The organism is uncultured Campylobacter sp., from assembly GCF_938030145.1.
In the GTDB taxonomy this organism is placed as follows: Bacteria; Campylobacterota; Campylobacteria; order Campylobacterales; family Campylobacteraceae; genus Campylobacter_B.
The window spans coordinates 85,582-99,592 of record NZ_CALHGM010000040.1 but is presented as its reverse complement, the minus strand read 5'-3'; the positions used below and the strand labels follow the sequence as shown (position 1 = coordinate 99,592).

The 14,011-nt window shown below is 48.2% G+C and carries 13 protein-coding genes; all 13 read left to right on the top strand.

Annotated features, from left to right (window positions below):
- Window positions 1-32 precede the first annotated feature (32 nt).
- The 13 genes from Q0323_RS08895 (at window position 33) to Q0323_RS08835 (ending at window position 13,779) form a co-directional block, all read left to right on the top strand.
- Window positions 33-914, top strand: coding sequence for a lysophospholipid acyltransferase family protein (locus Q0323_RS08895; RefSeq protein ID WP_297883321.1), 882 nt, complete (start codon window positions 33-35; stop codon window positions 912-914).
- Complete coding sequence (locus tag Q0323_RS08890; RefSeq protein ID WP_298053656.1) at window positions 884-2,317, top strand: ELM1/GtrOC1 family putative glycosyltransferase; 1,434 nt, start codon at window positions 884-886, stop codon at window positions 2,315-2,317. The genes Q0323_RS08895 and Q0323_RS08890 overlap by 31 nt, the downstream gene beginning before the upstream one ends.
- Window positions 2,314-3,390: a glycosyltransferase family 4 protein gene (locus tag Q0323_RS08885; protein ID WP_298053654.1), complete on the top strand. Its 1,077-nt coding sequence runs from the start codon at window positions 2,314-2,316 to the stop codon at window positions 3,388-3,390. Before Q0323_RS08890 ends, Q0323_RS08885 begins: the two co-directional genes overlap by 4 nt.
- Entirely contained in the window at window positions 3,387-3,566 is a 180-nt protein-coding gene (locus Q0323_RS08880; RefSeq protein ID WP_298053651.1) for a hypothetical protein, read from the top strand. The genes Q0323_RS08885 and Q0323_RS08880 overlap by 4 nt, the downstream gene beginning before the upstream one ends.
- Complete coding sequence (locus Q0323_RS08875) at window positions 3,563-4,375, top strand: polysaccharide deacetylase family protein (protein ID WP_298053648.1); 813 nt, start codon at window positions 3,563-3,565, stop codon at window positions 4,373-4,375. Before Q0323_RS08880 ends, Q0323_RS08875 begins: the two co-directional genes overlap by 4 nt.
- The gene (locus Q0323_RS08870; RefSeq protein WP_298053645.1) at window positions 4,372-5,604 is read left to right on the top strand and encodes a glycosyltransferase; all 1,233 of its coding nucleotides are present in this window, start codon (window positions 4,372-4,374) and stop codon (window positions 5,602-5,604) included. Before Q0323_RS08875 ends, Q0323_RS08870 begins: the two co-directional genes overlap by 4 nt.
- Window positions 5,605-5,722: 118 nt before the next feature.
- Entirely contained in the window at window positions 5,723-5,956 is a 234-nt protein-coding gene (locus Q0323_RS08865) for a hypothetical protein (protein WP_298053642.1), read from the top strand.
- A 314-nt stretch (window positions 5,957-6,270) separates the two neighbouring features.
- Window positions 6,271-7,515: an O-antigen ligase family protein gene (locus Q0323_RS08860; RefSeq protein ID WP_298053641.1), complete on the top strand. Its 1,245-nt coding sequence runs from the start codon at window positions 6,271-6,273 to the stop codon at window positions 7,513-7,515.
- Window positions 7,512-8,303 carry a polysaccharide deacetylase family protein gene (locus tag Q0323_RS08855; protein WP_298053638.1) on the top strand — a complete coding sequence of 264 codons (792 nt, stop codon included), beginning with the start codon at window positions 7,512-7,514 and terminating at the stop codon, window positions 8,301-8,303. Before Q0323_RS08860 ends, Q0323_RS08855 begins: the two co-directional genes overlap by 4 nt.
- Complete coding sequence (locus tag Q0323_RS08850; RefSeq protein WP_298053635.1) at window positions 8,300-9,055, top strand: glycosyltransferase family 2 protein; 756 nt, start codon at window positions 8,300-8,302, stop codon at window positions 9,053-9,055. The genes Q0323_RS08855 and Q0323_RS08850 overlap by 4 nt, the downstream gene beginning before the upstream one ends.
- Before the next feature lie 64 nt (window positions 9,056-9,119).
- Window positions 9,120-11,315, top strand: a complete 2,196-nt coding sequence (gene purL, locus Q0323_RS08845) for a phosphoribosylformylglycinamidine synthase subunit PurL (RefSeq protein WP_298053632.1) — start codon at window positions 9,120-9,122, stop codon at window positions 11,313-11,315.
- Window positions 11,316-11,318: 3 nt separating this feature from the next.
- On the top strand, window positions 11,319-12,329 hold the full coding sequence (locus tag Q0323_RS08840; protein ID WP_298053630.1) for a molecular chaperone DjiA: 1,011 nt from the start codon (window positions 11,319-11,321) through the stop codon (window positions 12,327-12,329).
- Between the two features lie 418 nt (window positions 12,330-12,747).
- The gene (locus Q0323_RS08835; protein ID WP_298053625.1) at window positions 12,748-13,779 is read left to right on the top strand and encodes a hypothetical protein; all 1,032 of its coding nucleotides are present in this window, start codon (window positions 12,748-12,750) and stop codon (window positions 13,777-13,779) included.
- Window positions 13,780-14,011: the final 232 nt, after the last annotated feature.

Sequence of the window (14,011 nt, the reverse complement as noted above, 5' to 3'; positions counted from 1 at the left end):
CAATATAATCTCGCATTTAAAACGAGGTCTTTATGAAGGAAAAAATCCAATATTTTTTGGCGCTGGGTCTGATAAAATTTGCAAAATTCGCGCCGAAAAGCTTCATATTCGCATTTTTCGACAAGCTTGCACTTTTTGCATCGTGGAAGCTTAGCAGGCGCGTTAAAGTCGCGCAGGATAACCTTCGCGCCGCCTATCCGCAAAAAAGCGAAAGTGAGCTTCACTCTCTTGCGATCGAGAATTTTCGCAGTATCGCTAGGACGCTTACCGACACGCTTTTATTTTACAATGGTAGACTAAAATTTGATGATCTGATTTCAAACGGCGAGCAGGCGCTAGAGCGCGTCCGAAAGCTAAAAGGTGATAATCCGCACGGGATTTTATTTTTTACCGCGCATTTTGGAAACTGGGAAATTCTAGCCAATTTTTTCGGCGCTAACGGCTTTCCCGTCTCGGTAGTGGGGCGCCGCAGCGATAACGAGCTGATCGAAGAGCGGCTCGTGGCGCCCTTTCGCGAGCGCTACGGCAACGACCTCATTTATAAAGACGATGCGATGCGCAGGCTCGTACAGGCACTAAAACAAGGACGCAACGTAGGCATTCTGCCCGATCAAAAGCCAGGCCCTAAAAACAGCCTGATTACGACCTTTTTTGGACGACAGTGCTACACCACGAAGACTATCGCGTCGCTTTATTTGAAATTTCGCCCCGTGCTGATACCCATTTTTGCGCGCCGCGGAGAGGATGATCGCTACGAGATCGTGATCAAGGATTTCCCGCCGCTACCTGAGGGGCTAAATAAGGACGAGGCCGAACTGTTTATCACGCAAAAGTGCAATGACATTTTCGAAGAGGTTGTGCGAACTGCGCCGCAGCAGTGGTTTTGGATACACAAACGATGGAAAATGGACTGATGGCGCGGCAAATTTCAAGAGGCGAGAGCAAACAGGGCATCGCGAGAAATTTATCCGCGCCGCAGGGCTCGCGCCTCTTTGCAAAAGAGCAAAGCGTCGTAAATTTAAGTAGAGCCGCGCGAGAAGGTAAAATTTTAAATCGCGAAAGCTCTATGGCGATCGCCGCCACGCGAGCGAGCAAAAATTCGGATTTCAAAAATTTTATATCGTTTTGCGGTAGCCCCTCTTACATTTTACGCCGCGAAAATTTTAGATATAAAAATTTAAGATCGGGTGCCTCAGATTACGCGTGGCACGCAGGCGGCGGCTCTTTAAATTTAAACAGCGAAAGCTCCTGCGCAAATCCGCCCGCAGCAAAAAATTCGCATCGAAAAGTGCTCATCTTAAGCGACGGCCGCAAAGGGCACGAGAACCAAAGCATCGCATTTTGCGAGCTAAGAGGGCTTGAGTTTTGCATTTGCAAGATTGCTTACGCAAACAAGCTTCTTAAGCTTTGCTCCTACGTGCTTGATTTTTTCGGGCTTTATTTTAAAATTTTTAAGTGCGATCTCAGTGGAGGAGACACGGTGGCAGACTGCAAAAACAGATCGAATTTAAACAATTCTGCTTTAAATAGTCCCGCCGCGCCGGATAGCGTAAATTTAGATGCCGCACCGAATGGCAGAAATTTAGATGCTGCATCAGATCGCAATTTAAATTTCGCAGATTTCGATCTGTTCGTAGGCGCGGGCTCTACGACCTATTACGCGCTGAAATTTTACGCGCGCAGATATGCAAAGCCGAGTATAGCACTAATGTATCCGAAGGGCTACCGCAAGGATTTTAGCGTCATCATCGCAGGCGCGCATGACCGCCCAAAGCCGCGTGCAAATCTAAAAATTTCGCCCGTCTCGCTTAGTTTTTCGCGCCCGCAGGGGCTGTATAGGCCGCAGCGCAAATCCATCGGATTTATCATCGGCGGGCCGAATTCCTGCTTTGAGATGGGGGATGAAATTTTAAAGCAGATAGAGGGCGTAAGGGCGCAGTTTGCGGACTGCGAGTTTGCGCTAACGACCTCTCCGCGCACGCCGAGGGCTACCGAGAGCGCGCTAGAAAAGCTTGGCTGGGATTACAGCGTGATTTATAGCCGAGAGCCCGTAAATCCGATCGGCGATTTTTTGGCGCAGTGCGAGTGGGTCTTTATCAGCGAGGATAGCGTCTCGATGATAAGCGAGGCTGCATCTAACGGGAGCGCGAGCGTAGCTATTTTGAGTTTAAAGCGCAAAGACGCTCATAATAAATTTGACGATTTTATAAGTGCTCTCGTTTCTACGGGCTATGCTAGGCGCTACAGCGAGGGTGCGAAGCCAAAAAAGACCGCGAAGTACGATCTTGGGGCGTTTGTGAGGGGGATAAAAATATGAGGGTCGTGCAAATCCTGCCCGAGCTTAACGAAGGCGGCGTCGAGCGCGGCGTAGTCGAGCTAAATAGGGAGTTTGCGCGGCGCGGCATCGAAAATTTCGTTATCAGTAACGGCGGCAAATTGGCGCCAAAGATAGAAAACGAGGGCGGCGTGCACGTACAGCTCGACGTTTGCTCCAAAAATATCCTAAGCGTTGCGGCGCGCGTTTTAAAGCTGCGTAAAATTTTAAGCAGGATCGCTCCCGACATCGTGCATGTCCGCTCACGCGTGCCGGCGTGGCTGGTTAAGTTTGCTCGCCCGCGTGCAAAGATCGTAAGCACCGTGCATGGGATAAATTCCGTAAATTTTTACAGCAAAATCATGACGGATGCGGACGCGATCATCTGCCCTAGCGGCTATGCGCGCGATCACGTGGTGCGAAGCTACGGCGTGGATGCGGCCAAGATCACGATCATTCCGCGCGGCATCGATCTAGAAAAATTTAATCCCAAAAATTTAGACGAGCGCTTCATCGCGGAATTTAGACAGAATTTTAACCTCGCGCAGGATGATTTCATCGTCTCGGGCGTTGGGCGCATCACGCAGATTAAGGATTACAAAACCCTGATCCGCGCCGCGGCTTTGGCAAGCGAACAAAAGCTTAAAATTTTGATCGTAGGCGGCGTGAGAGCGGATCGCAACGAGTATTTTTCCGAGCTAAAATCGCTCGTAGAGGGGCTTGGACTAGACGAGCGCGTAATTTTTGCAGGTTCGCAGAGCAAGGTGGCCGAGATTTACTCGCTCTCGTCGGTCACGGTAAGCGCTTCAAGCAAGCCCGAGAGCTTTGGGCGCTCGATGGCTGAGGCGATCGCGCTGAATTGCCCGGTGATAGCGACCCGTCACGGCGGCGCGCTGGATATCGTAAGAGAGGGCGAAAACGGTTATTTTTTTGACGCGGGCGACGCGCAGGCGTTAGCGGGGCTGTTTGCCCCCGCGCGCGAGCTGAAATTTGACGGCTACGGCTACGTTTCGCAAAACTTCAGCCTAAAGCAGATGGTAGAAAAAACGATAAAGGTTTATGAGAGTTTAATATGAAAAAATTTTTTTACGAAAACGCGCCTAGCGGCTGGAGGATCGCATTTTTAACGCTGCTGCTTCTTTGGTGCGCGTCGCTGTTTTTCAAAAACGCGGTCTATCAGATCTCCTTTGCGGCGCTAAGTCTGGCTACGATTTTGAGCTTTTTGGCTTATCGCGTAAGGATCGAGCGATGATCTACGCGGCGGTTTTGGCTTTTGCGGCGCTTTTTGCGTGGTTTTGCCTGCGCTTTGCGTGGTGGGCGAAGGACCAACCTTACGAGTATCCGCGCGTGCTGATGTATCATATGATCCGCGAGCATCTGCCAAAGCGCGCCTCTAAATTTAACCGTCTGCGCGTAGAGCCCGCCGCGTTTGAGAAGCAGCTTGCGTGGCTGAAGCGAAACGGCTTTATGAGCTACACTCTAAGTGAGCTTGCGAGTTTGGATAAAAAGCCCGCAAAGGCGGTTTGCATTACCTTCGACGACGGGTATCGCGATAATCTTACGGGCGCCCTGCCTCTTTTGCAAAAATACGGCTTTAAGGCGACGATTTTCATCGTGAACCGGCGCTTTGAGGGGAATTGGGCGACCGATAAGGATCTGAAAAAATCAAGCGATGAGCTAAATCGCGAGGAGATGCTAAGCGACGATGAGGTTCGCGAGCTTTTGCAAAGCGGGCTCATCGAGATCGGCTCGCATACGCTCGATCACGCGAACTTACCTAGCTTAGACGCGGCAGAGCAGCTGCGTCAGATGAGTGAATCAAAGCGCGAAATAGAGGCGAAATTTGACGTCCCTTGCAGCGCCTTTGCCTATCCGTTCGGCTTTTATGACGAGATTAGCGTGCGCTGCGCGCGCAAGGCGGGCTTTAGCTGCGCCGTTACGACCCAAAACGACGTGTTGCGCCCTCACTACTCAAATTTTGAAATTCCGCGCATCATGGTTAGCGGCAGACAGGGGCTTTTGAGCTTCATTTTGAAGATGAAGAAGGGCAGAAATAGATGAAAATCGCCTATCTTTGCTGCTCCAGATTTTACGGCGGCGTCGAAAAGATCGTGATCGACTCGCTAAATGAGCTTTGCAAAAGCGAGCAGGCGGCGCTAATCGTGCCCGATAGATGCGAGTTTTTGCAGCGTCTGGATGCTCGCGTGCAAATTTATCAGTACAAAAGCCGCGACAAGCGCTACAATCCGTTTTTGTTCGCTGAAATTTATCGGTTTTTACGCTCGGGCGGATTTGAAATTTTACATTCACACGGCGCCAAAGCCGCGCAGATCGGCTTTGTAGTCGAAAAATTTTTAAATCTTAAGCTTGTTGCGACCAAACACAACGACCGCAAAGCGCCCGTTTTTGATCGCGTGCGAAACGTCATCGCAGCCTCGCGCAAGGTCGCAACCACGATAAATCACGCCGCGAAGGTGATATATTTCGGCATAGAGCCGCGGCGGGAGTTTGCAAATCATGAAATTCTCGCGCGCTGCAAGGACGCGGAGGGTGCCGCAAACGAAGCGCTCAAGGAAATAAAGAATGCGCGCGGCGACTCGGCTGGCGCTGCGAATACGTCGCAAAATAGGGCTGGCTCTGCATTTGCGTCGCAAGATACGCTTAGCGGGGCGCATATGTCGCAGGATAGGGCTTTGGATGCGGACGCATCGCAAAATAAGACTAGCGGCGTATTCGTATCGCAACAGGGCGCAAGCGCAGCGGCGGAAAATTTTAAATTTAACATCGTCGCGGTCGGCAGACTCGATAAGATCAAGGGTTTTGATCTTTTGATCCGCGCCGCAAGCGAGCTGAAATTTGATTTCGAGCTTAAAATTTACGGGCAGGGCGGCGAGAGGCAAAATTTGCAAAATTTAATCGATTCGCTAAAATTACAGGACCACGTGCGGCTGTGCGGCTTTTGCGACGACGTTGCAGCTATTCTGAGCGCATCGCACCTGCACGTCATCAGCTCGCGCAAGGAGGGCTTTCCGGTGATTTTGATCGAAGGTATTTTTTATTCGCCCGTGCTGATATCTACCCGCGTGGGCGGAATTTCGGAAATTTTAAGCGAGGAGTTTTTATGCGAGGCGGCGGATCTGGGCGCCAAGATCGATGAAATTTACCGCACTTACGGCAAATACGCCCGGGCTTTTGCGCAAAAACACGCCAAGTTCAAGCAAGCTTTGACGCTGCAAAATTATATTAGCTCGCTTAAAAATTACTACGAGGAGCTGTTATGCGAAGCCTAAATTTAGGCAAAGTAGCGATTAATGGATGATATATTTATTCGTTTGGCGTATTTCGGGCATAAATTTAGTCTTGTAAATGCTTGATAATAATGTTATAATCCCGAAATAAAGGATAAAGATGTCTAAATTAGACGAAGCAAAAGAAAGATTGATGACGCTTAGATTTTGGTTGGGCATAATCGTCGGGCTAATGATTTCGCTTGGCGGTTGGTTATTAAATAACTACGAAACGGCAAAAGTATTTATTTTGATTTTAAGCGGATTAGGAATGATTGCTTTGTGTTTTGCTCTAGTGCTGGTTAATAGGAAAATTGAAAAAAAGTATAAAGAAATACGAGAGTTAAAAAAGTAGGAGGGTAGAGATGGTTGGTTATATAGTAGTTTGTGTGGTGATTTGTAGCTTTGTTTTTGCTGCCTTTTTGGGTGCACAGTCTGACGATACGGCGGCGTAATCAAAAACAGCATGCTATAACTTTTTACTTTCGATGCTAATTGCTTAAGCAAAGGCGGTATGGGATTGCTAAATTTTTTATGCTGCTATTATTAAATTTGGATGAGCATTGATGTTTATTGTAAAATCATAAGTGTTAAACGCCACTATTTTCTAGTTCAATTTTTAGAAGATTTTGATAATATAATAAGATGAAATATAAGAAAGGAAAATAAATGTTATCAAAATTTGGCTATGAAAAGATTATGGGATATTTATTATATATATTGTCTTTAAGTCTTTTTGTAGGTAAGTCTTATAATGTCTTCAGCGCCTTAATAGTAGTTATATTTCTATTCCATACTTTTAAGGAGCGCTTATTTTGCGTGTTTAAAGATAAATTTTTTATATTTATGTCTATTTGGTGTATATATATGCTGTCTAGTGTAATTTGGGCAACGCATAAAGATGGTATTATTAGTGCTGCAGGAGTTTTATTCTTATGGGTGCTTTTATATTTGGCGATTAAGACATATCTTGATTCCAAGGATAAATTAGAAAGATTTTTTAAATTTCAAACTTATATTGTTTTATTCGTTGCATTCAATGCACTGCTACAATTTCTTATAGGCTATAATATTTTTGGCGTTCCGATTTTGGATGGTAGGGCGACCGATATATTTTTTTCTAGCAATAGTAGAATTTTCCCTTTTATCTTGCCTCTTTATGTTGGAGTGTTTGGGGCTATGCTTAGTTTGAAAGATCGCTCTTTATCTCATTACATTCTATACGGCTCGGCTCTTTTTGGAATTTTAATAGCTGTTCCGCTAAGCGGCTCCAGGGGCCCTTTATTATTGCTTTCCGTGTTTATCCCTATAATAGTTTGGACTAGCCCTTATAGAAAAACAGCTTTTATTGTGTTGGCTGTTTTATGTGCATGCGTGATTTCTATAGCCTTTAATAGCGATAAATTACAGGATAGGTTGATTTCTTTAGTACATCCATTCGAGAATCAAAAGCACCTTAGGGTGGCTATTTGGAAAACTGCTATAGAAGAGTTCAAAGATAATCCTATATTAGGCGTAGGTTTTAAAAATTTTAAATATAGACAATTCGATTACTATAAACCGGAATTTGAAAGTTACGAAATAGACAAGGAACAAAATAAAATGGTTGAACATGCGCATAGCCCTTGGATGGATATACTTGCAGAGCAAGGAATTGTTGGATTTGGGTTTGCCATTACACTATTTTTTAGTATCCTTTATAATGTTTATAGAAAAGGAACTTTTATATTGATCGGTGCATTTAGTGTTTTTTATGCATTTTCCTTTTTAAATTCCACTTTTGTAATTTCTAAGAGCCGTTGGTCGTTTTTTATGATATTTTCTATAACCATATTTACGCTTGTCGCTAACTATTATAAGTATATAAATTCATCGAGTGATAGAAAAGTTAATGATGTAAAAGAATCAAGATGAACTATATTTTTATGTTTCTGATCTTTGCCGCCGTAGCGGGCGTTTCGCTGCGGTATAACTGGTGGCGGATCCCGCAGAGCTGGCATAAGGCACGGGTGCTGATGTATCATAGCATAGAGGAGCACAAGGGCGATAAATTCGACAAATGGCGGCTAAGACCTGCTGATTTTGAAAGACAGATCGCGTGGCTTGCAAAAAACAGCTTTAAAAGCTTTAAGCTTAGCGAGCTTATCGCGCTAGAGCGGCTGCCTAAAAAGGCTGTTTGCATCACATTCGACGACGGGTTTGAAAATAATTTTACTAGCGCCTTTGAAATTTTGAAAAAATACGATTTTAAAGCGAGTATATTTTTGGTGCCGGATGCCGTGCAAAACGACTGGGAGCGTGTCAACACCGCTCATCTCGCGCGGATGCTGAGCGAGGAGCAAATTTTAAAAATGCAAGCAAGCGGGCTGGTGGAGTTTGGCGCGCATACGATGCACCACGTAAATTTAGACCTTACCTACGCGAGCGATCCGCAGCTCGCCGTAGATGAGATCATCGCATCCAAGGCTCGCGTAGCAAGTATTTGCGCTCAGCCTTGCGAGGTGTTTGCCTACCCGTACGGTAAATTTAACGACGAAATTTTAAATATCGCCAGATCAAATTTCAAAGGCGCGGTAGTTGTCAAGCGCGGACTTTACGAGGCGGGCGACGACAGACACGCCGTAAAGCGTATCGGCATTTTGGGCACGGAGGGGTTTTTTGATTTTTGGCTGAAATTTACGAGGATAAGGAACAAACTATGATTAAAGCATCCGTTTATGCGATAGTGATGAATGAGGAGCGCCACATCGAGCGTATGCTGCGTAGCGTGGCGGATTTCGCCGAGATCATAATCGTCGATAGCGGCAGCACCGATGCCACGCTGCAAATCGCGCGTAAATTTACCGATAAAATTTACCATCACGATTGGCAGGGCGAGGGGGTGCAGAAAAACTACGCATTTTCGCTCTGCAGCAACGAATGGGTGCTAAATCTCGACGGCGACGAGGAGGTAAGTCCTGAGCTAAAGGGCGAGATAGAGGAGTTTATGAGCCAGAGCGATTACTCGGCGCTGGATATTAAATTTCACGAATACTCGCTAGGGCGCAAGTGCTCGGATCTCGTGCGCAAAAATACTCACATCCGCTTCTTTCGTAAGGAGTGCGGCGAGTATAAAAATATGGGGGTGCACGCGCAAATTTCGATCATAAAAGGCGCGGTGAAAAAGAGCAAATTTTGCATTAATCACTTTAGCGAAAAGCCGATTGCAGAGCTCGTTATGAAAAATAACAACTACTCTACGCTGCGCGCGCAGGGGGATTTTGAGAAGGGCAAGAAGCCGAGCCTTGCGAAGCTTTTGCTGATCTATCCGTTTGCGTTTTTTAAATCGTACATTTTGCGCAGATCGCTTTTTGACGGGCGCAAAGGATTTATCACGGCAAATATTAACGCATTTTACGCGTTTTTAAAAGAGGCGAAACTTTACGAGAAGTATCTTAAAAAGGGCGAAAATTAATCGAAATGATAGAAAATTTTAGTTATTATTGCGACCTAAATTTAACGGCGAAAAGGGCGAAAAAATGGATAAAAAAACGATAGCGGCACATAAAATTTCAGACGAAGAATATGAAAAAATTTTAAAAATTTTAGGTCGCGAGCCGAATCTGCTCGAGCTTGGGATTTTTAGCGCGATGTGGAGCGAGCACTGTAGCTACAAATCGAGCAAAAAATATTTAAGCGGCTTCCCGACCAAGGCGCCTTGGGTTATCCAGGGGCCCGGCGAAAACGCAGGCGTCATCGATATCGGCGGCGGCATGGCGGCGGTTTTTAAGATGGAAAGCCACAACCACCCTAGCTTCATAGAGCCGTTTCAAGGGGCTGCGACCGGCGTAGGCGGGATACTGCGCGATATATTTACGATGGGCGCGCGCGTCGAGGCCAATATGAACTCGCTTCGCTTCGGCGAGGTGCGAGGAAGAAGCGAGAATGCGCGCAAGCAGCGCTATCTGCTAAAAGGAGCGGTTGCCGGCATTGCGCACTACGGCAACTGCATGGGCATCCCTACTATCGGCGGCGAGACGAGCTTTGATAAGAGCTTTGACGGCAATATTTTGGTTAATGCCTTTGCTCTAGGTATCGTTAAAAAGGATGAAATTTTCTACGGCAGGGCCGAAGGCGTGGGCAATAGCGTAATCTACGTGGGCTCTAAGACCGGGCGCGACGGGCTCGGCGGAGCCGTGATGGCGAGCGATAGCTTTAACGACGCGAACAAATCTCTGCGCCCGACGGTGCAGGTGGGCGATCCGTTCGCCGAAAAGCTGCTGATGGAGGCGTGCTTGGAGCTTTTTAAGACAAACTACGTCGTTGGTATCCAGGATATGGGCGCGGCGGGGCTTACTTCAAGTAGCTTTGAGATGGCGGGGCGCAGCGGCAGCGGCATGAGATTAAATTTAGACCGCGTACCGATGCGCGAGGAGGGGATGAGCCCGTATGAGCTGATGCTAAGCGAGAGCCAGGAACGCATGCTGATCTGCGCCAAAAAGGGCTGCGAGGAGAAAATCAAAGAAATTTTTGCTAAGTGGGATCTTGATGCCGCCGTCATCGGTGAGGTGACGGATAGCGGCAAGATGGAGCTTTTTTGGCACGGCGAGCTAGCAGGCGTCATCCCGATCGAGCCGCTTAGCGAGGCGGCTCCCGTGCTGGATCGCCCGATAAAAGAGCCTGCATATATGGCGCAGATCGCGCGGCAAAATTTATGCGGCTGCGGCGCGAGCGAGCGCGAGCTGGACGCGGCGTTTGATAAAATTTTTGAGGACCCCGAAGTGCTAAATAAATCCTACATCTACGATCAATACGACGCCAACGTAGGGTTAAATTCCGCCAAGCGTCCCGGTATGCTGGGCGCTGCGGTGATGCGAGTTAAGCAAAACGGCGTCAAGCTTGCGATGGCTGCGGATTGCAACACGCGGATGAATTACGTCCATCCGCGCATAGGCGCGGCGCTCGCGGTAGCGTCGGCGGGGCGAAAGGTCGCTATGAGCGGCGCGACGCCTCTAGCCATCACTGACTGCCTAAACTACGGCAATCCACAAAATCCAGAGGTTATGTGGCAGTTCGCGCAGGGCTGCGAGGGGATCAAGCAAGCTTGTGCCGCGCTAAATACTCCCGTCGTAAGCGGCAACGTAAGCCTTTATAACGAAACGGGCGGCGTTAGCATCCAGCCCACTCCCGCGATCGTGTGCGTGGGCACAAACGAGAGCGAGATCATCCCTAGCGATTTTTGCGCTAGCGGTGTGAGCGTCTATCTGGCGGGTGATACGAAGGGCGTTTTTGCGGGCTCGCTTTATATGAAAGCGATGGAAAATCGCGTCGCAGGCAGCCTGCCGGAGCTAAATTTAAAAGCAGAGCGCGCTCTGTGGGACTTCGCGATCGAGGCGGGCAGGAGCGGGGTTTTGGAGTTTGCAAACTCCGTAGGAATCGGCGGCGTGGCGATCACGCTAGCGAAGATGGCGTGCGTAGGTGGTATCGGCGGCGAGTTTGAGATGAGCTGCGACGACGGCAGAGATATTTTCGACGAGAGCTTTTCGCGCGCGATTTTCGGCGTACGCGACGAGGCGAAATTTAAAGAGCTGGCCGCAAAATACGGGCTAAGCTTGATGCGTCTAGGCACCAGCGGCGGCGAAGTTTTTCGCATAAATTCCGTCCGTAAAAATCTAAAGGTGCTAAAAGAAATTTACTTCGGCGAGTTTGCTAAGATCGTAAAGAGCGAAGACTAGCGCGTGCTTAGCATCATATTTCTTTTAATCGCGCTGTATATTTTCGCGCAGATCGGTGGGGCTCTCGGCAACTCCGGCTATCGCGGCAAGGCGCAAATGCAGCTAGGAGAGGCTAAAATTTTAGTAGCGCTTCTAGCCAAGGTCGCCAAAAGCGACGGGCACGTAAGCGAGTCCGAAGCCGCGATGATAAGCGAAATTTTAGATGATTTGGTGCGCCAAATGGGCGCCGGCGAACGCGAACGCGAGGCGCTGAAGCTAGTTTATAAGCTCGAGAAAGAAAGCCTCGCAAACGTGCGCGAGCTCGCCGAAAAATATAATCAAACCTACCGCCCGAGCCCGAGCCGCAAAACGGGGCTAATCTATTTCTTTTTAAATTTAGCCTACGTCGATCGCGGTTTTAGCGCGGCAGAGCGGCGCACAATCTCGCAGATTTGCGACGGATTGGGCATTGCGGAGCATATTCAAAGCCAGATATTCGCGACCTTTGAGCGCAGTTTTTACGGAACCTATTACGAAAACGGCGGCGCGCAAAGCGATACGGCTTACGACGAATACGACGGCTATAGCACAAGAAGCGGCGGGTATTGGGACAAATACGGCGGCAGAAGCACGGGCGGCTACGGAAGCAGTAGTTACGGCGGCGGCTACGGAAGCAGCAGTTACGGCGGCGGTACGGGCTACGGTTATGGCGGCACGACGGGTTCGGGCTACGGAGGCTCGCAAAGTTCTAGCGGCTCATACGGCGGGTATTCGAGTGGATATGGCGGCGGCTATTCGGGCAGCTCGCAAGGCTCCGCCAAAAGCAAAAGAGATCCGTATGAAATTTTGGGGCTCTCCAAGGACGCTACGTTTAGCGAGATCAAGAAAAAATATCGCGAACTCGTTAAAAAATACCACCCCGACATCCTGATGGGCAAGGGCGCGGACGAGGAGATCATCCAGGAGGGCACGAAGAAGCTTCAGGAGATCAACGAGGCGTATAAAATTTTAAAGGAGCGCTTCGGCGAGAAGTAAGGCGAAATTTTAAAATTTGAGGGCGCAAAACGCCTTGAAATTTTAAGGTGGATCGTGATACGGCGACAAGGTGTGGCGAAGGAATTTTAAGGCGCGATATCGCAAGATACGCGGCGTGCGAAAATTTCAGGTCGCGAGAGATTGGATGCGGCGCGGCAGTGAAATGTCAAAGCGTGCGGCACAGTTAAATTTGTATCTAAATTTTAAAATTCCAAGCTCGTAAGACCTGCAGGGCGCTTAATACAGCCTTGATGCACATCGTGCAGGCAGTCTAGCATGCGGTACGAGAATTTTAAGTGCAAGATAAAGGCGGCAAGTAGTATGCGCGAATGTTGAAATTTTAATATGTAATAGCGTTAAGGCTGATTGTTATTTATGAAATAAAATTTTAAAACCAAACCAACACGAAAGGAAAAACATGGGATTTCTATCCAAAGACGAGGAGCAGCAGAAGCAGGGCGCTAAAAAGGCGGCGAAGCAACCGCCGATCTTGATGAAGCAAACGCAAGAGGTGATCACCAATATCGAGAAATATCTGGGCGCGCCGCTGCTTACCTATTTTAACTCGGGCGCGGGCAGCGTCTGCGGTAACGACGCGATCAGTATCAACGACCACCTCAAGGGCAAGCATTTCGAAAAGCTCTATCTTTACATCAAAAGCGACGGCGGCAGCGGCATCGCATCGCTTAAGATCGTCTCGATTTTGCGCAACCACTGCGACGAGCTGATCGCGCTCGTGCCTGCAAACTGCGCTTCGGCGGCTACAATGATGGCGCTTGGGGCGAATAAAATTTTAATGGGACCGCTAGGATACCTCACGTCGGTCGATACTTCGCTGCGACACGAGCTTTCGCCGGTTACGAACACCAACGACCAAGCCAATGTCTCGATGGACGAGCTAAGCCGCGTGGTGAAGCTTTGGAAAAACAACGAGCGCCCGAACGATGAGAACCCGTACAAGGAGCTTTACAAATATATCCATCCGCTCGTTTTCGGCGCCGTAGATCGCGCAAGCAGCCTGTCGCTTAAAATTTGCCGCGAAATTCTGCGCTATCACTTCGAAGATGAGCAAAAGATCGCCTTTATCAGCGACAAGCTAAACAGCGGCTATCCGTCGCACGACTATCCGATCTTATTCAGAGAAGCTAACGAGCTTGGGCTTCAGGTCGAGAAGATGGATACACGCCTAAGCGAGATGCTTCAAATTTTAAACGAGCTCTACGCCGAGATGGGGCAGCGCACTTTCACCGACTTCGACGAGAACAACTACCACGACAATAACATCGCCAATATCATCGAAATTTTGGGATGCCAGATTTATTATCAGATTGACAAGGACTGGTTTTACCGCGAGGAGGAGAAGCGCTGGATCGTGCTAAACGACGAGAGCTCGTGGCGCAAAAACGAGATCGACGGCAAAAATATCAAAAACAGCATCTATTATATCTAGTACGGTTTTGGATATCGTGCCGCTTTAAATTTACGGCTTGTAAAATTTAAAGCGGCGTATAAAATTTCAACGAGCAGCAGCGGCAAGGTGCGATTGATGATGACATAGCCGCGCTTATGGATGAGCTGGGAAACAAAATGTGCAGGTAAATTTAAAATTTTAAAAGCGGCAAGAGGAGGCGCCAACCTAGCTTGGCGATAAAAGCTGCGCCGCGAAATTTTAAATTTAGTCG